General features: G+C 56.8%; 12 protein-coding genes and 1 CRISPR repeat array (1 of these 13 only partly in view). Of the genes, 9 read left to right on the top strand and 3 right to left on the bottom strand.

Annotated features, from left to right (window positions below):
* From EDC27_RS15135 to EDC27_RS15125, 3 genes are all read right to left on the bottom strand, one after another.
* On the bottom strand, positions 1 to 1,776 hold the full coding sequence (locus tag EDC27_RS15135) for an ABC transporter ATP-binding protein (RefSeq protein WP_123291467.1): 1,776 nt from the start codon (positions 1,774 to 1,776) through the stop codon (positions 1 to 3).
* A gap of 10 nt (positions 1,777 to 1,786) precedes the next feature.
* Entirely contained in the window at positions 1,787 to 2,443 is a 657-nt protein-coding gene (locus EDC27_RS15130; RefSeq protein WP_123291466.1) for a queuosine precursor transporter, read from the bottom strand.
* 148 nt (positions 2,444 to 2,591) lie between these two features.
* Positions 2,592 to 3,188: a flavodoxin family protein gene (locus tag EDC27_RS15125; protein ID WP_123291465.1), complete on the bottom strand. Its 597-nt coding sequence runs from the start codon at positions 3,186 to 3,188 to the stop codon at positions 2,592 to 2,594.
* Positions 3,189 to 3,280: 92 nt separating this feature from the next.
* Here EDC27_RS15125 and EDC27_RS15120 point away from each other — a divergent pair, with 92 nt between their 5' ends.
* The 9 genes from EDC27_RS15120 to cas2 all read left to right on the top strand — a co-directional run bounded on the left by EDC27_RS15120 (position 3,281) and on the right by cas2 (position 15,291).
* Positions 3,281 to 4,057 (top strand): ATP-grasp domain-containing protein, encoded by a 777-nt coding sequence (locus EDC27_RS15120; RefSeq protein WP_123291464.1) that lies wholly within the window; start codon positions 3,281 to 3,283, stop codon positions 4,055 to 4,057.
* Positions 4,054 to 4,812: an SIR2 family NAD-dependent protein deacylase gene (locus EDC27_RS15115; protein ID WP_245994633.1), complete on the top strand. Its 759-nt coding sequence runs from the start codon at positions 4,054 to 4,056 to the stop codon at positions 4,810 to 4,812. The genes EDC27_RS15120 and EDC27_RS15115 overlap by 4 nt, the downstream gene beginning before the upstream one ends.
* Positions 4,813 to 5,021: 209 nt before the next feature.
* Positions 5,022 to 5,966, top strand: a complete 945-nt coding sequence (locus EDC27_RS15110; protein ID WP_123291463.1) for a helix-turn-helix transcriptional regulator — start codon at positions 5,022 to 5,024, stop codon at positions 5,964 to 5,966.
* A gap of 180 nt (positions 5,967 to 6,146) precedes the next feature.
* Positions 6,147 to 8,537, top strand: coding sequence for a type I-G CRISPR-associated helicase/endonuclease Cas3g (cas3g, locus tag EDC27_RS15105; protein ID WP_123291462.1), 2,391 nt, complete (start codon positions 6,147 to 6,149; stop codon positions 8,535 to 8,537).
* Positions 8,530 to 10,674 (top strand): type I-G CRISPR-associated protein Cas8g1/Csx17, encoded by a 2,145-nt coding sequence (gene cas8g1 / locus EDC27_RS15100; RefSeq protein ID WP_123291461.1) that lies wholly within the window; start codon positions 8,530 to 8,532, stop codon positions 10,672 to 10,674. Before cas3g ends, cas8g1 begins: the two co-directional genes overlap by 8 nt.
* A gap of 29 nt (positions 10,675 to 10,703) precedes the next feature.
* Positions 10,704 to 11,645 (top strand): type I-G CRISPR-associated RAMP protein Csb1/Cas7g, encoded by a 942-nt coding sequence (cas7g, locus tag EDC27_RS15095; RefSeq protein ID WP_123291460.1) that lies wholly within the window; start codon positions 10,704 to 10,706, stop codon positions 11,643 to 11,645.
* 3 nt (positions 11,646 to 11,648) lie between these two features.
* Positions 11,649 to 13,133 (top strand): type I-G CRISPR-associated protein Csb2, encoded by a 1,485-nt coding sequence (csb2, locus tag EDC27_RS15090; protein WP_123291459.1) that lies wholly within the window; start codon positions 11,649 to 11,651, stop codon positions 13,131 to 13,133.
* A gap of 106 nt (positions 13,134 to 13,239) precedes the next feature.
* Complete coding sequence (gene cas4g/cas1g / locus EDC27_RS15085; protein WP_123291458.1) at positions 13,240 to 14,961, top strand: CRISPR-associated endonuclease Cas4g/Cas1g; 1,722 nt, start codon at positions 13,240 to 13,242, stop codon at positions 14,959 to 14,961.
* Positions 14,962 to 15,003: 42 nt separating this feature from the next.
* A complete protein-coding gene (cas2, locus tag EDC27_RS15080) occupies positions 15,004 to 15,291 on the top strand; it encodes a CRISPR-associated endonuclease Cas2 (RefSeq protein WP_123291457.1) in 288 nt (95 codons plus the stop codon).
* A 209-nt stretch (positions 15,292 to 15,500) separates the two neighbouring features.
* Positions 15,501 to 19,972: direct repeats of the CRISPR family, unit length 37 nt; unit sequence GATTTCCGAGGCTTTACCGCCTCGGCCCCATTGAAGC; it runs 1,782 nt beyond the window's last position.

Raw genomic sequence — 19,972 nt, 5'->3', positions numbered from 1 at the left:
TCACCGCGCACACGACATGCGGGTCTGGTGTTGGTGAATCGTTCGATAAAATGGGTTGCGTTGCAGCAGGTCGTGATGGGAGCCGGAATCCACGATACGGCCGTTGTCCATAACCAGGAGTCTGTGGGCGTCCGCAAGCTGGGCGATTCGGTGGGAGATGATCAAGCAGGTCTTACCCTGGCAGCGCTTTGCCAATTCCTTGAGGATTCTTTGTTCCGTTTCGGTGTCCACCGCGGAAAGGGCATCGTCGATGATCAGGATGGGCCGATCCAGCAAAAGGGCTCGGGCCAACGCAATCCGCTGGCGCTGGCCTCCGGATAGGCGCACACCCTTTTCTCCCAAGCGTGTTTCATAGCCCGAGGCCATCGCGACAATTTCATCGTGAATGACCGCCGCTCGCGCCACCGCCTGAATCTCTTCCAGGGTCGCGTCGGGCTTCCCAAAGGCGATATTAGCAGCCACCGTATCGGAAAAAAGCACCCCTTCCTGCGGCACGTAGGCCATGAGCGACCTTAGGTCGGCGATGCCCAGGTCGTTCACGTCGCAGCCGTTCACGGTGTAAGCGCCTCGAGGCACGGGGTAAAGACGCGTCAGAATGGCGCACAGAGTGGACTTGCCCGCGCCCGTCGGTCCCACAAGGCCCGTGATGCCAGGGGTAAGGGTAACGGAACAATCCTGAAGCGCCGGAGTTTCCATGGCGGGGTACGCAAAGGTGCAGCCGTGAAGCTGAAGGGTAAAAGGCGCTGTCGGAAGGCGAACGGGGCGCGGCGGATCTTCCAAAGCCGCCCGGTCCGCAAGAAGCTCCTGAATGCGTTGCAGGCTCGTCAGACCCCGTTGGAACAGATTGGCCACCCATCCGAAAGCCATCATGGGCCATGTAAGCAGGTGCAGGTAAGCCATGAACGCCACGAAATCACCCGCAGTCAGGGCCTGGTGCATGGTCAGAAGGCCGCCGAAATAGAGGACGAGGAGCACGCTGGCGTTGCTGACCAGGCCGGCGAAGGGGAAAAGGGTCCCTTCCACTATGGCCGCCCGCAGGTTGTGGTGCACATAGGCACGACCCAGCGCATCAAATCGCGCCGTTTGCGACTCTTCTTGATTATACGCCTTGAACAAGCGAATGGATGTGAGCGTGGTGCGCGCGCATTCGGTGAGTTCGGAAAACTTTTCCTGAACCTTCACAAAGCGCGCATGCAGCCGGCCCGATAAGGATCGCGTGGCCAGGGCCAGAAAGGGGAGGGGAGCAACGGCGACGGCCGTCAATGTTCCATGGAGGGCGGCCATAAAGGCCAATGCGGCCAGGCTCATAAAGATCGCATCCACGAAAGCCACCAGCCCCATGCCCGCGGCAAGCTGCACCGAAGCGAGGTCGTTTCCGGAAAGGGCCAAAATATCGCCGGGGCTTCGCCCGTGCAGGGCCGTGCGGTCCAGGGTGAGCACATGGGCCAGCATGGTTCGGCGAATATCCTTTTCCAGAAGCCGCGAAAAACCCAAAAGGAAATACCGCCAGAAATACCTCAGGACGGCAATGATCAGGGCCAAGACGACGATCTGAGCCACCCGCACGGCCAGCCAGCCGGAATCTTCGCCGGTGGAAACCCCGTCCACGGCGTGTTTCATGACGCGAGGAATCCACAGTTGCAACAGGTCCACCACAGCCAGGCACAAAAAGCCGAATACCAAGCGCCACGCATAGCGGCCCACCAAGGGTTTGAGGAATACCCAGGCCCTCTTGAGCTGGTGTTCCCCAGGCTTTTGGGGCCCCTGGCCCATCATGGAAAAAGCCTCATCGGGTGGAGGGTGTGGGAAGAACCGAGCCCGCCGGAGCCCATCGGCGCGTCTTGAGCACCCAGACGACGGCGTAGATGACCGGCGTGTCCAGAAACGCGATGCCGAGCTTGATAATCCATTGGCCAAGAATCAAGGGAGCGATGGGCATGACCCCATAAAAGGCGATGGTAATGAAGACCACGGTGTCAATGAGCTGGGAGACGGCTGTGGAGGCATTGTTTCGCAGCCACAGATGTTTTCCTCCCGAGAGCCGACGCAGCAGGTGAAAGACCCACACGTCGTGGTATTGGCTGAGAAGATAGGCGCCGAAGGAGGCCACGATGATGCGGGACGTACTGTCCAAAACAGTTCGAAAGGCCGGCTCATGTGGCCAAAACGGCGCTGAAGGCCACATCAAGGCGAGGCGCACCAAAAGCAGGGAAAAGACAAGTGCGACAAACCCTCCCAAAACCACCGTTTTTGCCTTTTCCCGGCCCCAAAGTTCACCGATCACGTCGGTGACCACAAAGGTCACGCAGTAGGCCAGCACGCCCGCGGGCACCACTAACCCAAAAACCGTGATGATCTTGCTTGCCAAAACCGAGGCGATGACCAGACTGCCCACAAAGAGGCTGTTCAGTATGAGAAAGGCCTTTTGGCTTTTATCCTCCACCGTCTTCCTCCCCGTGTTCCAAAGGGCCGGGCATCCTGCCCGCCCTTTCTCTCTGCAACCTATGTAAATACAGCGAAAGCCGCGACACCTTATCGCGCCGTGCGGCGCCACACCCGTGTCACGCTCTCAGAGCATTTTCGCTCAAGCTTCAACAGGGGCCTTCCATGAGAACCCGGGCGAAGTCTTTACCCTTTTCCCGTGCGGCGATCAAGTCCTGGGGCCGTTGAAGAATGTCGCCTTCCGCATCGACGCCGCGCACCAACAAACTGTCCCAGAGGTCGGCACCCAGGGCGTCAAAGAAGTAGCGGACAGTCAGCAACACGCCGTCAAAAAGTTTTTTGCCCTGCGTGGCCCCGGCGGCGATAAAAAAACCGCGACGATCGTAGTTTTTCGATCCGAACGGGACGCCATCAATCCAATAGCGTTTGACCCACAGTGACTGGCATCGATCCATGAAGATCTTCGTGTGCGCCGATACCGTGTAAAAGAAAACGGGTGAAGCCAGCATGATGCCGCGGGATTGCTGAATGGCCTCGGCGATTTTTTGAAAGTCGTCTTCGATGATGCATCGCCCCGAGGTTTTGCACCCGTAGAGTTCCAAACACGGAGAAATCTTAAAGTCGCGCAGATGAAAACAGTCCACGACCGCACCGACGTCGCGGGCCCCCTCAACGGCGTGAGAAAGCAGGGTGGAGGTGTTTCCGGATCTTCTCGGACTTCCAAACAGGGCAACAATCCGCACCATGACCTCGCTCCTATGTTTGAATGGGACCATCATGAAAATTTTGACATGCTCCCTTTTGCTGTGTCACATAAAAACGGTGAGAGGGGAAGACGATGGTGAATAAACGTGTGTCTTTGGGAAAGCGCCTGCGACACTGCCCTTCCGTGGACTGTGTGGGCGTACAGCCCAACTGGATGGATTATCCCAAAGAGGTCCGCGAACGAATCGCAGAAAGCTCCATCGTCTATTACCCCAGTCGGCTCTACGAAGACCTCTTTCGCTCCTTGGGCAAGAGAGTTTTTCCTCAGAACTATTACGGCTTTATGGGCCATAAGATTCGCCAGACCGCCCTGTTTCAGCTCCTGGATGTACCGCACCCTCGAACCAAGCTCTATTACGGCTCCAACCGCGCCAAACGCATAGAACGGGATTTTCCCTATCCCTTTGTCGCCAAGAAGCCCGTGGGATCCTCACAGGGTGAAGGGGTTTGGCTGGTGCGCACGCCAAAGGATCTGGAATCCTACCTGTCGGCGCATCATCCGGCCTACATTCAAGAATACCTTCCCATCGACAGGGATCTTCGCGTGGTGCTCATTGCCCAGCAGGTGGTGCATGCCTACTGGCGAAAGGCTCCGGCCGGAGAGTTCCGGAACAATGTATCCCGAGGTGGTTCCATCGATTTCGAAAACATTCCGCAAGAAGCTCTGGATTTTGCCCGATGGACGGCCACCGTGTGCCGTTTTGATGAAGTGGGTCTGGACATCTGTTTTGCCCACGGTCGCTGGTGGGTTTTGGAAGCCAATATGGTCTACGGGCTGGAAGGATTTCGACGCCGAGGGCTTGATATTTACGCCATTTTTCGATCCTTGGACGAAGGAGGGGCCCTGTGAGTCGGCCGGAGCAGGTGGCGAAAAACATGGAGATGGTTCGAGATAAATTGCGGCAGGCCCGCCGCATCGTGGTGCTCACGGGGGCAGGCATCTCGGCGGAATCCGGCGTGCCCACCTTTCGAGGCGCTGGCGGTTTATGGCGCACCTATCGGGCCACGGACCTGGCTACCCCGGAAGCCTTTGCCAAAGATCCTCAGCTGGTGTGGGAATTCTACAATTATCGCCGAGAAGTGTTGCACCCCCTGAAGCCCAACGACGCGCACAAAGCTTTGGTGACCTTGGAACAGCGCTGCGAACATTTCGTCCTTTTGACGCAAAACATTGATGGGCTGCATCAGGCCGCCGGATCTCGTTCCGTCCTTGAACTGCATGGCAACATCTGGTGGGTCCGTTGCACACGATGCGGCCTCAAAACCGAAGACCGGCGCGTGCCTATTCCGTTTCCACCCCACTGCGAGGCCTGCGGCGGCATGCTTCGCCCGGACGTGGTCTGGTTCGGCGAGTCTTTGGATGCCGACGTTCTGCAGCGCGCCTACACCAGTCTGGAACACTGCGATCTCATGCTGGTTATCGGAACCTCGGGCGTTGTGCAGCCCGCCGCCTCCATGGGCGTCTATGCCCAGCAGCACGGTGCCTTCGTCGTGGAAATCAACCTAGAACCCACGCCTTATAGCCGCGCCTTTGCCGTAAGCTTGCGAGGTAAAGCCGGCGAGCTGGTGCCCCGTCTGGTCCAGGATTCCGGCGAACTCGCCTGAAGGCCCAAACTTTTCCCCCCGCTGGTCCGCCGAAAGCTTTTCAGGCTTCGTAGGCGATGGTTGTTTTCCTTGACCCATCGCATGGCAACTGATAATCCCCAAGATACTTATGGTTTTCTTTCCATGCCCGTGGCTTGTGTGGCTTAACTTCCGTTTCAAGGTTTCGTTATTCAAATGTGGCGCCACGATCTTGGACCGGTGTTCTTGGCATGCTGGACCGAATCTTCTGGTTTTTTACGCAGCTGAAACAGCACGCTTTCCCCACGGCGGCGAGCTACCAAGAACGCTTTGAAGTGTCTTCCAGCACTTTCAAGCGCGATGTGGCCTTCCTTCGCGACCGTCTGGGGGCTCCCGTGGCCTACGACCGGCAACGTCGGGGATATTTTTTAACCGACGCCTCGTTTGAACTTCCCCCCTACTGGTTCGACGCTCATCAATTGCTGCTCATGCATGGCCTTTGCCGCCAAATGACCCAAAACCTCAACTCACTTCCCCAGGAGATTCGAAGCTTTCACGAAAGAGTCAAGGAGCTCCTGACCATGCACTTCGGTCCGCGTATTCTTGAGGCCGTCTCTTTTGAAAACGTGGAATGGGCCGACTGTGACATGCGACTACTGAAAACGGTGGCGGACGCCATCCTTCAAAGGCGGATTCTTCGAATCGTGTATCATACGGGCTATTCAGGTCAAACCGCGCGGCGTGTCGTGGAACCCTATCGACTCCACAACTACCGCGGAACGTGGCATCTCGTCGCCTATTGCCACTACCGCGATGAACCGCGCATTTTCATGCTCAGCCGCATGGGGGAGGTGGAGGTCCTTTCGCGTCGCTATGAAGGGCAACAATTCGACGTGAGCCGGTTTCTCGACACGGCCTTTGGCATCTATCGCGGAGGGGTGGTGCAAAAGGCGGTGCTTCGTTTTTCTCCAAACATTGCCCGCATCATTCGGGACCAAATTTGGCACAAGGATCAGAAAATGCGCATGGAGGAGGACGGATCCCTCACGCTTTCGGTACCCATTGCGGATTTGACGGAGATTCGGCGGCATGTGTTGAAGTACGGCGCCGAGGTGGAAGTGATTGAGCCACAGGCCCTGCGTCACCAAGTTCGCGAAGAAGCCAAGCGCATTTTGTTTCTCTACGATAAAGCCTAAAAAATTTTTTTACAGGCTCATCATATGAGCTCGTCAGCTTTGTAAAATTCCATCACAGCGTACCGTTGGACATGGTCGAAGAGGGCACGACCCGAAACGCTTTACATTTTCGGCGCGACGGTCGGCGCGTCCTGAACAGCGAAAGGCCCACGGAGCAGGCAAAAAAGGAGACGCACAGGTATGGACTATCGATCCTTTTTTCAACGAGCGACCGGCTTTGAGAAGCCTTACCCCTATCAAGAGCGGCTGGCCGTGGATGCCTGGCCTCACGTGCTTCATGTGCCCACCGGGATGGGAAAGACCGCGGCGGTCACGCTTGCTTGGCTCTACAAGCGAGGTTGGCGACCAGGAGGGGACAAAGGCGTCCCGGAAGGTGGAACCCCCCGTCGGCTGATTTGGTGCCTGCCCATGCGGGTCCTTGTGGAGCAAACCGTGAACAGCATTCGCAAGTGGCTGGAGCATCTCGGCGTCTTTGATCAGGCGGGAAGAGGCAAAGTTTCCGTCCATCAACTGATGGGTGGCGAGTCCGATCTAAAAAGCTGGGCGGAATATCCTGAAGAGGACATGATCCTTGTCGGAACGCAGGATATGCTCCTGTCCCGGGCGCTCATGCGGGGTTACGGCATGAGCCGCTATCTGTGGCCTGTCCATTTTGCTTTGCTTCATAACGATGGCCTTTGGGCTTTTGACGAAGTGCAATTGATGGGGGCCGCCCTCGCCACGTCCGCTCAACTGGAGGCCTTTCACCGCAGCTTTCCGTTGGCAAAAGGCAGCCGATCTTTGTGGATTTCTGCCACCATGAACATGGCCTGGCTGGACACGGTTGATATGCACCCTCATCTGAGCGATTTGCGGTCCCTGACTCTTGACGACGAAGACCGGAAAAAGGCGCAAAACAGGTTGTGCGCCCCCAAGCGTCTTGCCCAGGCACAGGTTTCTCTAAGCGCAGCAGCCAAAAATCGCCAAGGCCTCAATGCGTATCTTCACGATTTGCTTGATTTCGTTTTGGAAGAACATGACGCGAAAAGTCAAACTCTCGTGATTGTCAATCGCGTGGAACGGGCTCAAGGTCTCTATCGTCTACTCCGCGAGCGACGGCCCGAAAGCCAAGACCTTTTGATTCACGCCCGATTCCGTGCTGCTGAGCGAGAGGAGCAGGCGCGACGCTTGCGGGATGAAGACGAACGGGATCGCATCATTGTGGCCACCCAGGCCATCGAAGCGGGCGTGGATATTTCATCCGCGTGCTTGATCACCGAGTTGGCCCCTTGGGCCTCGATGGTCCAGCGCTTTGGACGATGTAACCGTTACGGCGAACACTCGGGCGACGGGGCACGGGTTTTTTGGGTGAACATCGAAGACGATGCGGACCCGCTTCCCTACACGCAAGAAACCCTGCAGTCTGCGCGGGCAAAGCTCACCGGGCTTGAAAGCGCCAGTCCCAGAGATCTCCCTTCAATTGATGAACCTCGCCCATTGTCCGCCGTGCTTCGGCGCAAAGACCTGCTCGACCTTTTCAACACCGACCCCGATCTCTCCGGCTTCGATGTGGATATCTCCGATTACATTCGGGACACGGGCCCCCCAGGGGTTCAGGTCTTCTGGCGAGACTTCAAGGAGGACCCCAATGATCCCATACCCCAAGCAAGGCCGGTGCGCGCCGAATTGTGCCCCGTATCCATGGGGCAGATCCGCGATTTTTTCAGACGCAAGGACACGCGAATCTGGTTCTGGGACAGCCTGGACAGTCAGTGGAGACCATGCGATCGTGACCCCCGGCCGGGCATGACCCTGCTTGTGCGTGCCGCGGATGGAGGCTACCTAAAGGACATGGGGTTCGATGCCCAAGAAAAATCCTCGGTCCCCGTGATTTCGCCGACCTTGCAGACGGCTGAAAACGCTTACGTCAACGACCCAAGATCACTCCAGAAAAAATCCGTTGGACTGCCCGAACATCTGGGCCATGTTGCGGCTCAGGCTAAAATGCTCTGCGATGCCGTGGATGAAACGGACTTTAAAGAGATTGTCGTCAGAGCGGCACGCTGGCACGATGTGGGCAAAACGCACCCCGTTTTCGATGCGACCATGCATGCCTGCGAGGCGGCACCCCCTGGTTTTTTAGCCAAATCCCCATGCCAAGCCAGACATAGTCGCCCCTATTTTCGCCATGAATTGGCCAGCATGCTCGCTTGGTTGGCCAACCACGACGGTGAACCCAACGCCGAGCTCATCGCCTACTTGATTGCCGCCCATCACGGCAAGGTCCGCATGAGTCTTCGCGCCATGCCCGGGGAAGAAGCCTTGCCGGAAATTAGGCGTTTCGCCCGAGGCGTTTGGGAAGGCGATCGTTTGCCCGCGCTGGATTTCGATGGAGAGCACAGCCCGGAGATGACTTTGCAACTGGCCATCATGGAAATAGGCGAGGGTGAACAAGGCGCATCGTGGATCGAGCGCACCGTGAGGCTACTGGAGCAGCATGGCCCTTTTCGCCTGGCCTGGCTCGAGGCCCTCGTGCGCATCGCGGATTGGCGCGCTTCGGCCATAGAACAGGAGGTGAACGGCCATGAATGATGTGGTTTTGCAGGGTTGCACATCCACGCCTCTTGCCAGTTACTTAAAGGCGGTGGGTGTCCTACGGCTTTTGTCTCGAAAAGATTCCACGATTCGTGGCTACTGGGATGCCGATCGGTTTGTGTTGCGCACCACTTTTCAACGTGATGATGTGGTGAAATTTTTTCTTGAGGAATACGCACCAACACCCGTTCTGGCACCTTGGAACGGTGGCAGCGGCTTTTACGAGAAGGATAACAAAAAGGCTCTGGAAACAATTCGCGGCAGCACCGACCCACGTTTTCACTTGTACCAGCAGTGCCTGAACATCGCCGAAGGGGCGATGCAGGGAATGGACCGCTCAGCCAGCCCTAAGGGACAGGAAAAGACAAACCTCCAAATGCTCCTGCGATCCCAAATGCCGGAGGAGGTCCTGCATTGGTTCGACGCGGTTGTGTTGTTAACCGCCGGCACGGCAAAGTACCCACCCCTTTTGGGGACCGGCGGCAACGACGGTCATCTGGACTTCTCCAATAATTACATGCAACGCCTGCTCGACGTACTCGTTGACAACCCCTACGCCCCTAAATCGAAGACAAAACAATGGCTGGTCATGGCGCTGTTTGCCGAACCGGCACCGGGAATGAAAAAGTCGGCCATAGGCCAGTTTTCTCCTGGGCATGTGGGAGGGCCCAATGCCACCACCGGCTTTAAGTCCCATTCCCTGATGAACCCGTGGGACTTCGTTCTAATGATCGAAGGAGCTATGGCGTTCGCCGCCGCTGCTGTGCGTCGCCATGCCAATGAGCCCTCCGGAGTGCTGAGTTACCCTTTTACGGTGGAAGCCGTCGGTGCAGGCTCCGGGGCTGTGGGCCCGGAGGATAGTAAAAATGCGCGCGGTGAGCTGTGGATGCCCCTGTGGTCTCAACCGGCCATCTACGCGGAGGTTCAAGCACTGATGGCGGAGGGCCGTGTTGTGCTGGGTCGCCAACCGGCGCGCGATGCTCTGGATTTCGTGCGGGCGGTTCACCGCTTGGGGGCCTATCGAGGCGTTCACACTTTTCAGCGCTTCGGACTCCTTAAGCGCTCGGGCGATAACTGCCTAGCCGTCCCTTTAGGGCGTGTGGAGGTGAACGAAAAACCTCAAGAACCCTTGCTGGACGAATTGGACCGCGAACTGTGGTTGGTCGAGTTTCGGCGTTTTGCTTCTAAAAACAACGTTCCCATTCGCATTCAAAGCCTTCGAAAACGCCTTGAAGACCGTTTGTTCGAATTTTCGGGAAAGCAACTGCGACCTTTGGAAGCTCAGGAGATGCTGATCTTGCTGCGGGAAATCCAAGCCACGCTCGCCCTGAGTTCTAAAGGCCGAAAGGACGTGCCTCCGGTGCCGAAGCTGTCCCATCGCTGGGTGGCGGCGGCCGATGATGGCACGCCGGCCTTTCGCATCGCGAAGGCCCTTGCCGGGCTTCGGGGCCTGGAAGGCGAACCCATGCCCTTGCGCGCCCACCTGTATCCCGTATCTCCTCGGTCGAACGAATGGTTGACGTCGGATGCACAGCAGCAGGGGCGATGGTACTGCGGTCAGAAAAAACGTCTGCAAGACCAGTTGGTCGACATTCTACAAAGACGTCTGCGTCTAACCAAGGATCTAAACCTATCCGACAAGCCTCTTATCAGCTCCGCCGGTGCCGGTTTGGACGATGTAGGGGCCTTTTTGCGCTCGAGCCACATGGACGAGCGCATTCAAGCCTTGATGGGTGGTCTCAGCCTGTGTGACATCCCGCGCGAGGAAAGCCCGTCGACCGATGGCGGTGCCTTACCGGCCGCCTTTGTTCTGCTCAAATTCGCCGTCACGCCGGACCGCATTTTGCGGCGTTTGGGCTGGCTTCATGACCACGAGCATGTGGCGTTGCCGACCGGCATGATTGAACAGCTTCTCGGAGGAAACCACGGGAACCGGGCCGTTCTAACAGCATGGCGACGTTTGCATGCTTCAGGCTTAACCCCGGTCGTCCCCTTAAGGGATCTTCCGCTCTTGGCCGGCATTGATCCACGCCGCGCGGCCGCTGCGCTAATCATTCCATTGCGCTACGATGCCCTGGCGCGGTGTGCTTGGCAGACTTTTCAACCACGGGAACCCCATGGCCCGGTATCGTGATCCGTACCAACATAAAGAGGAGGATTCCCATGCATCTAGATTTTTCGAAACTTGACGACACGCCTCGGTTACTGCTGAAAGCCCGATTAAAGCCATTGCAGGGCACTCGATTCCAGCCAACCGGTTTTCCCGAAATCGGACCCGCGCTTTACGAGGGGCCCAACGGCACGCTCATGCTTTTGGTGGAATCGGCGCAGAGCATGGCCAATCGCTTAGAAGCCGTCTGCTGGGACACCGTTCAGGACGACTGGGTGGCTCCGTTGAGAGGCTTATCCGTTGTGCGCGTCAAGGACGCAAACGGCAAAGTGCTGACAAATTCGGTGTTGGAAGCGCATCGCATCAACTCGTCCTACATCTTGGAAGGCCAGGACAAGAGCATTCATGATCGTCTGAAAGCGGAACTGGCCGACATGGAAAAGGGTGTGGTGGATTTGCGAAAACTCGCCGCATTGCTCCTGACTTTGGACGTCAATGCTTTGCTTCATGGCGTGTTTTTGCCGAAGATTTTGGCGGGAGGACGTCTGCGGCTGCCGCGTGCTCTTTCGGCATTCATTGAGGCAAAGGATGTCAAAATCGCGGCCAGCGGCGGTGTAAAAAACGACATCGTCAATCCCTCCGGTGACACGTCCAAAGGTTTCGGCATGGTTCCCTTTGCCCGCGATGAATTCGTCGCGTCTGAAATCAACGCTTACTTCAATCTAGACTTGGCCCAATTACGCGGTTACGGCTTTTCTCCTCCCGTTGAGCATCTTCTGATCGCCATTGCTTTGTACAAGATAAGGGCCTTTTTGGACCAGGGCTTGCGCCTTCGTACCGCCTGCGACCTTGAGTGTGAAAGCGTGGAAGTGCAGAGGCCGCAGGGGTTTGAGCTTCCGAATCTCAAAGAATTGTCCGAGGCACTGCCTCAGCTCATCGAAGCCGCCAAGCCCCACGCCAAGTTTGAGCAAAACACCGTGACGTATAGGAAATAAGCCATGGTTGCTGTTGAATTCAGATTTTTGGCCGGACGCTATCATGCCACGCCGTGGGACCGGCATGTCAATGAAGGCGCCGTAGCTTGGCCTCCGGAACCCTGGCGTATTCTTCGCGCGCTCATTAGCACCTGGCACCACAAGGTTAAATGGAGTGAAAAGCACTCCAAAGCCACCATGCAGGGACTCACCGAGTCTTTGGCGCAAGAGCTCCCCGAGTATCGTTTACCGCCGGCCAGCCACAGCCATGCCCGTCACTACATGCCGCCGGCGTCGCCAAAAGAGAGCAAGCCCTTGGTGCTGGATGCTTTTGCCGCCGTGGATTGCCGTGAGCCTTTGGTGGTGGTCTGGCCCACGGTGGAACTGTCAGCTCAGCAACGGACACTTTTGGGTGATTTACTCCAAGTGATGGGTTATCTGGGCCGCGCCGAATCGTGGATTGACGCGCGGCCGTTGGACCATGCTCCCGAAACCAACTGTCGGCCAATGGATTTCGAAGGGCGAGGAAAACGTTCGGCCTTGGGCGGTGAGCCGGTGACTTTGCTTGCCGCCTTGCCCCCCGAGGAATATGCTCGGCGCCGCTCGCAATTCCTGCAGGACAAAGGGTCTGCCAAAAGGCTTGCCCCAACGCTTCCAGAAGATTTTCTCGACGCGCTGTGCGTGGACACCGGAACACTTCGCCAACTCGGGTGGAGTCAACCGCCTGCGGCTCGCAAGGTACAGTACCTGCGTCCCGTCGATGCCCTGACGCCTCGACGCCATGTCAAGAGGCATCCGGTTCGTCGGAACACAACCGCCGTGTTCGTGCTCACCGGCAAGCCTTTGCCTCGGGTGGAAGAGACGGTGCGCATCGGCGAGTTGCTTCGAATCGCCGTGTTGAGTCGAGCAAAACACCGATACGGAGAGCACAACATTCCGGCGGTTTTCTCGGGCCATGGCTTGGTGCAAAACAGACCTCACCGCCATGCTTTTTACGTGCCATGGGACAGTAACGGGGACGGCTACATCGATCGCCTTCTTGTGCACGTACCCGATGGTATGGATGCCGAGCAGCAAAGGGTCCTTGAAGCCTTGAATCGCCTATGGAGCCGAGACGGCTACGAGTGGCGGGTGCTTCTGGAGGGCATCAGCGATTCGGAGCTGGCGCCCGAGCTGACCGGACCGAGTGCGGTTTGGGTGTCCTGTACGCCTTACCTGCATCCGTGGCATGTCAAGAAGCGCTTTACGGTTCAAGATCAGATCCGCCGAGAGTGTCGCGCACGGGGCCTGCCGGAGCCCTCTGCGTTGGAGTCTTTGGCGGAAGTAAATGTGGGCAAGGGCCGGATGCGACGGCCCATTCACTTTCGCCGTTTTCGATCGCGAAGAGGTTTAAACCAACCAGATCGCCTTGGCAGCTTCTGGCGCCTTCGATTCCCGGAACCCATTCGAGGGCCTCTGGCCCTGGGTTTTAGTTGCCACTTTGGACTGGGCCTCTTCAAACCCTTGTGACGCTCGGCGCACATACATGGTTAGAGCCCTCGGGAAGCTGTTTTTGGGGCGCCCCACCGGCCGAACGACCTGTTATGGGGCCCGCAGGAAAGGAGGTTTTGCACGGATGCCAGAACCAAAGCCCGCGGATCACCCAAGACCCTTGTTTGAGCGCTCAGGTGGGGCACCCCTGGTGCCGGCCCGCATGGTCAACGAATACGTCTATTGTCCACGGTTGGCGTATTTGGAGTGGGTTCAGGGGGAGTTTGCCCATAATGAATATACGGTGGATGGGCAGATGAAACACCGAAACGTGGACCAAAAGAAAGGTCGGCTTCCAGAACCTGAAGAGCAGCCAGAGCACATACACGCGCGTTCGGTGGACTTGGCGTCGGCACAGTTGGGGGTCATCGCGCGCATCGATTTGGTGGAAGGCGCCGAAGACCACGTGCACCCGGTGGACTACAAGCGAGGCAAGCGGCCGCATGTGGCCCAAGGCGCTTATCTTCCCGAACGGGTACAACTATGTGTGCAAGGGCTGCTTCTTCGGGAACACGGTTACCGTTGCGACTCGGGAGTCCTTTACTTTATGGCTTCTAGAGAGCGCGTTCGGGTGCCCTTTGACCAAGACCTGGTGGAGACCACGCTCCAAGCCATTCAAGGACTTCGGGAAACAGCCGAAAGTGGAAAGATACCGCCCCCTTTGGAAAGCAGTCCCAAGTGCACCAAATGTTCTTTGGTCGGCATCTGTCTTCCCGATGAATTACGCTTTCTGCGCGGAAATCAACCGGACTTTGAGCCCCGCCCCATCTATCCCGCCATGGATTCGGCCTTGCCCTTGTATGTGCAGTCTCAGGCGTCCTACATTCGCAAAAAGGGAGAGCGGCTGGTTGTTCAGGAAAACAATGAAACAGTAGCCGAGGTCCGTTTGGGCGACATCTCGCAGGTGGTGCTATATGGGGCCGTGGGCATAAGCACACCGGCTTTGCACGAATGCTTTCGTCGAGAAATCCCCGTGACCTATTTGAGCTATGGCGGTTGGTTCCTGGGTCATAGCGTCGGGACCGGACACCGCAATGTGGAAACGCGCACCTATCAGTATCGCACCAGTTTTGACCCCGCTAAGTGTCTCCAGCTGGCTCGAGGCTGGGTTGCCGCCAAGATTGCCAACTGTCGCACGTTGCTTCGCCGCAATTGGCGAGGGGATCAGAACGACGACAAGTCGCTTAAAAGACTGATGGCCCTTATGAAAGCCGACATCCGCGCTGCGGCACGTGCAACATCGCTGGACAGCCTGCTTGGCGTCGAAGGTGCGGCAGCAAACCGCTATTTTCAACATTTTGCGCGGATGCTCAGAACCGATGAAGACGGCTGCATGGCGTTTGATTTCGAAAAGCGCAACCGACGACCTCCTCGGGATCCCGTCAATGCGATGCTTTCGTTTGCCTATGCCATGCTGGTACGCGAGTGGCATGTGGTGCTTTCCGCCGTGGGGCTTGACCCCTACCGTGGATTTTATCACCAGCCTAGGTATGGCCGGCCAGCTCTGGCTCTGGATATGATGGAGCCGTTTCGTCCATTGCTTGCAGATTCCGCGGTGATTACGGCCATCAACAACGGCGAGTTGCATTCGAAGGATTTTGTCTATGCGGCCGGTTCTTGCGCGCTGGCTCCGGCTGGACGCAAGAAGTTCATCGCAGCTTTTGAAAGACGACTCGGGCAAGAGATCACGCATCCCATCTTCAAGTACAAGGTGAACTATCGACGGATTCTTGAGGTGCAAGCTCGTTTGCTGGTGCGCTATCTTGCGGGGGAAATTTCCCACTATCCCAATTTCATCACGCGCTGAGTGCTTTCCTGAAAAGGGACGTGCCCTATGTAAGGAAAAGCCATGGAACATCTCTATCTTGTCTGTTACGATATTCGCGATGACAAAAGATGGCGGCGTCTCTACACAGCCATGAAGGCTTATGGCGAATGGGTGCAACTTTCCGTGTTTCAATGCCGGTTGAATCGAATGCGGCGGCTACGCATGGAAGAAACCGTTCGCAAGATTATTCATCATCAAGATGACCATGTGCTGATCTTGGATCTGGGACCAGCAGACGCCGTGCAGCCCAAGGTCTTAAGCTTGGGAAAGCCGTACCGGCCCATTCCTAAGGAGCCGATCATAGTATGAGGTGGAGCTGCCCATGGGCCGCGAGCGCTCCAGTGCGCTGGCGAAGCCCGGCAGCGCTCGCAAAGCCGACGGTCTTTGAAAACTGAAAATGGTAAGGGGGGGAGGTCCTGGTCATGGAATACGGTGTTGTGGATACATTGTGGGCGACGATCATCACCGCTCGAATCCAAACCCGCAAAACCGTGCGAACACGCCAACGACAAAGGCGGGATTTCCGAGGCTTTACCGCCTCGGCCCCATTGAAGCAAATTTCACTGTCCCGACAAGGGCCTTGCCCAATCATTTCCGAGGCTTTACCGCCTCGGCCCCATTGAAGCCGAGGCATTGTTGGGACGACGATGCCGGCATTCATGATTTCCGAGGCTTTACCGCCTCGGCCCCATTGAAGCTTGCCATTGCCCATATCGCGCATCACATGGATGCGACATTTCCGAGGCTTTACCGCCTCGGCCCCATTGAAGCCAGTAACTTCATGGGTTGACCGACTCGGTCACCCTCATTTCCGAGGCTTTACCGCCTCGGCCCCATTGAAGCATGTGTCGGAAAGAGGCAAGGTCGAGAGCAGGCTTATTTCCGAGGCTTTACCGCCTCGGCCCCATTGAAGCGAGGGGATTGTGTGAACGCCCTAGGCTCAAGCCAAGATTTCCGAGGCTTTACCGCCTCGGCCCCATTGAAGCGTATTCTGGGGTGGAATGATACCACCCCAGTTGCTGGATTTCCGAGGCTTTACCGCCTCGGCCCCATTGAAGCCGAAGTATCAGCCACCGGAAAGAGTGGATTACAAAGATTTCCGAGGCTTTACCGCCTCGGCCCCATTGAAGCATTGGTCAGCTCAACGGCCATGCAAGCGGTAGCCGCGATTTCCGAGGCTTTACCGCCTCGGCCCCATTGAAGCTTTTGGGCTTCGTCAAGCCAAAGCGTGAACATATCATGATTTCCGAGGCTTTACCGCCTCGGCCCCATTGAAGCCACCTGGTGCTGCTAGGGCCTCGCGTTCTCTGGCGGATTTCCGAGGCTTTACCGCCTCGGCCCCATTGAAGCGCAATATATGCTGCTTGACGTCAAGGACAAAACAAGATTTCCGAGGCTTTACCGCCTCGGCCCCATTGAAGCATGGCCGGCCTGCTCGTGGATGCGCCGGATGGGACGGCGATTTCCGAGGCTTTACCGCCTCGGCCCCATTGAAGCGGAGGTGTCATATTCCATCCGGGGTGCGCGTTGTACGATTTCCGAGGCTTTACCGCCTCGGCCCCATTGAAGCAGGTCCATAACAAACTCCATTGTTATTGAATAAGCGATTTCCGAGGCTTTACCGCCTCGGCCCCATTGAAGCGTGAAAAAGGTCTGAATGCGATTCAATCTCCTTGCCAAGATTTCCGAGGCTTTACCGCCTCGGCCCCATTGAAGCGGTAAAGAAAATCCCAGATACTGCCGAACAAACAAGGATTTCCGAGGCTTTACCGCCTCGGCCCCATTGAAGCCGGATAAAGAGAGCTTCCAGGAGATTGTGCGAAGGGATTTCCGAGGCTTTACCGCCTCGGCCCCATTGAAGCTTCGTCAGCCATTACGTTTGGTATAGGGGCGGATAAGGGATTTCCGAGGCTTTACCGCCTCGGCCCCATTGAAGCTAGCCAGGGGCAACCCTGCTAACGAATACGACATCGATTTCCGAGGCTTTACCGCCTCGGCCCCATTGAAGCTCGGGAGAATGGAGTCGTTGCACCACCCAATCGGCAGATTTCCGAGGCTTTACCGCCTCGGCCCCATTGAAGCATGATGATTAATTTCGTGGTCATGACTTACTCCATGATTTCCGAGGCTTTACCGCCTCGGCCCCATTGAAGCTCCACCATTGGCCAATATCCTCTCAGCACGCGTCTTGATTTCCGAGGCTTTACCGCCTCGGCCCCATTGAAGCTATAGGGGCGGATAAGTGAATTTTATCAGGGTGTTGATTTCCGAGGCTTTACCGCCTCGGCCCCATTGAAGCCCGCTGATGATGCATCGGTGCCCATGGGCTTGGATGATTTCCGAGGCTTTACCGCCTCGGCCCCATTGAAGCATCGGGATAAGACAGGAGCCAGCGCCCCACAGAACGATTTCCGAGGCTTTACCGCCTCGGCCCCATTGAAGCATCCAATCCTCTGCTGCAATAGGCTCAGCAACAAAGGATTTCCGAGGCTTTACCGCCTCGGCCCCATTGAAGCTGGTTCATTGCGTGCGCAGCCGCCCGCACCTCGTCGGGATTTCCGAGGCTTTACCGCCTCGGCCCCATTGAAGCCCAGTGCGTTGCTCCATGAGCAGTGCGAAATTGCGAGATTTCCGAGGCTTTACCGCCTCGGCCCCATTGAAGCCCCACCCTTCTTTCTTTCGTGCGCTTCTTTGGCCAGATTTCCGAGGCTTTACCGCCTCGGCCCCATTGAAGCGCTGTAGATGCCGACTTGGTGGGGCCTTCCTCACAACGATTTCCGAGGCTTTACCGCCTCGGCCCCATTGAAGCCTTAGTCGCGCAACATCGGTTCGCATACCTATGACGATTTCCGAGGCTTTACCGCCTCGGCCCCATTGAAGCAGTGAACAATTCCAGCAACTTGACCATAATTTCTGGATTTCCGAGGCTTTACCGCCTCGGCCCCATTGAAGCTATACAGAGAAGGATGGGGAATATGTTTTTTTAAAGGACGATTTCCGAGGCTTTACCGCCTCGGCCCCATTGAAGCTTTGTGGTTCGCCCGGTAAACTAGGACACACGAAGGGATTTCCGAGGCTTTACCGCCTCGGCCCCATTGAAGCCTCCACAAGCTTTAGCCCATACATTAGTCGCGTGTTGAGATTTCCGAGGCTTTACCGCCTCGGCCCCATTGAAGCTGTATTGCGGCGATACCAGCAGCCAAGAGTTCATTGATTTCCGAGGCTTTACCGCCTCGGCCCCATTGAAGCCCCCTCAGCAATGCTCAAGGTCGTCCCTGCAGAAGGATTTCCGAGGCTTTACCGCCTCGGCCCCATTGAAGCTTGCAGTACAACATTAGCGACCGCCAGTTTCTCCAGGATTTCCGAGGCTTTACCGCCTCGGCCCCATTGAAGCTGCGCAATGCCCATGGCCATAACAAGTGCCACGGCGCCGGATTTCCGAGGCTTTACCGCCTCGGCCCCATTGAAGCGGGATCGTAGCCGCATTTACCAACGGCTTCGTATACTGGATTTCCGAGGCTTTACCGCCTCGGCCCCATTGAAGCCTGTAGGTAACTTATAATCCGAGGGTAGAACTGAAAGGATTTCCGAGGCTTTACCGCCTCGGCCCCATTGAAGCAGCCAGGTACTTCGCAGCCGAAAGAATCTGGAAAGCAAGATTTCCGAGGCTTTACCGCCTCGGCCCCATTGAAGCGTTTTTCCACTGAGACGTGTCTTTCGGTGTAACAATGATTTCCGAGGCTTTACCGCCTCGGCCCCATTGAAGCCATAATCGCGGCGATACCCAGAATATCGTTTGCGGCGAGGATTTCCGAGGCTTTACCGCCTCGGCCCCATTGAAGCGTTTTGAGGGCGAGGGTATGATTGTAGCCGGCGGCGATTTCCGAGGCTTTACCGCCTCGGCCCCATTGAAGCCACCGCATGCACCGCGTCGTCCAGGACGAACGGTAGCGATTTCCGAGGCTTTACCGCCTCGGCCCCATTGAAGCATCAGAGTGTTGTGGGGTTGGTTTAAGTCTGTCTTAGGGATTTCCGAGGCTTTACCGCCTCGGCCCCATTGAAGCTCGCACTGAATTCCACTGCACTTTCTTCGCAGCCACAGATTTCCGAGGCTTTACCGCCTCGGCCCCATTGAAGCTTTCCATTTATCGATTTACCCGAGAAAGATACCTGGATTTCCGAGGCTTTACCGCCTCGGCCCCATTGAAGCGTATAAGTAAGTGCGCGAGTTGAATCTTATAGGAGGGATTTCCGAGGCTTTACCGCCTCGGCCCCATTGAAGCCCTGCTCTGTTTCTCCAACGCTTCTATCTGTGCCTCGATTTCCGAGGCTTTACCGCCTCGGCCCCATTGAAGCCTTTGTGTGCGCCAGCAACATTATCCGCGCAAGGTGATTTCCGAGGCTTTACCGCCTCGGCCCCATTGAAGCATTGAATTTTCGGTTCCCAGCAGCGTCTTTCTCAACGATTTCCGAGGCTTTACCGCCTCGGCCCCATTGAAGCATCGCCGAGCAGGTGAATAGAGTGATCTCGGATTGGGGATTTCCGAGGCTTTACCGCCTCGGCCCCATTGAAGCGATTTGCGACACATTGCCATCATCGTCATAGGTGGAGATTTCCGAGGCTTTACCGCCTCGGCCCCATTGAAGCTGGAACGGAATTTTTTGGGGAGAAATTTAAAATGTCGATTTCCGAGGCTTTACCGCCTCGGCCCCATTGAAGCCAGTTAACACAAGGCCGGCTCACGTTGTACTGCAAAGATTTCCGAGGCTTTACCGCCTCGGCCCCATTGAAGCCTTTTAGGGCGATCAGTTTCTTTACCGTCTCCTGAAGATTTCCGAGGCTTTACCGCCTCGGCCCCATTGAAGCCATGTACCTCTATTTGGCCGGTTTGGGGATTTCGAACGATTTCCGAGGCTTTACCGCCTCGGCCCCATTGAAGCCATTCCTCACCTACTCCAGCATCGTCTCCCTGTTCACGATTTCCGAGGC

Source organism: Desulfosoma caldarium (assembly GCF_003751385.1).
Classification (GTDB): Bacteria; Desulfobacterota; Syntrophobacteria; order Syntrophobacterales; family DSM-9756; genus Desulfosoma; species Desulfosoma caldarium.
The sequence above is the reverse complement of the archived record's forward strand: the minus strand, read 5'-3'. Positions and strand labels throughout refer to the sequence as shown.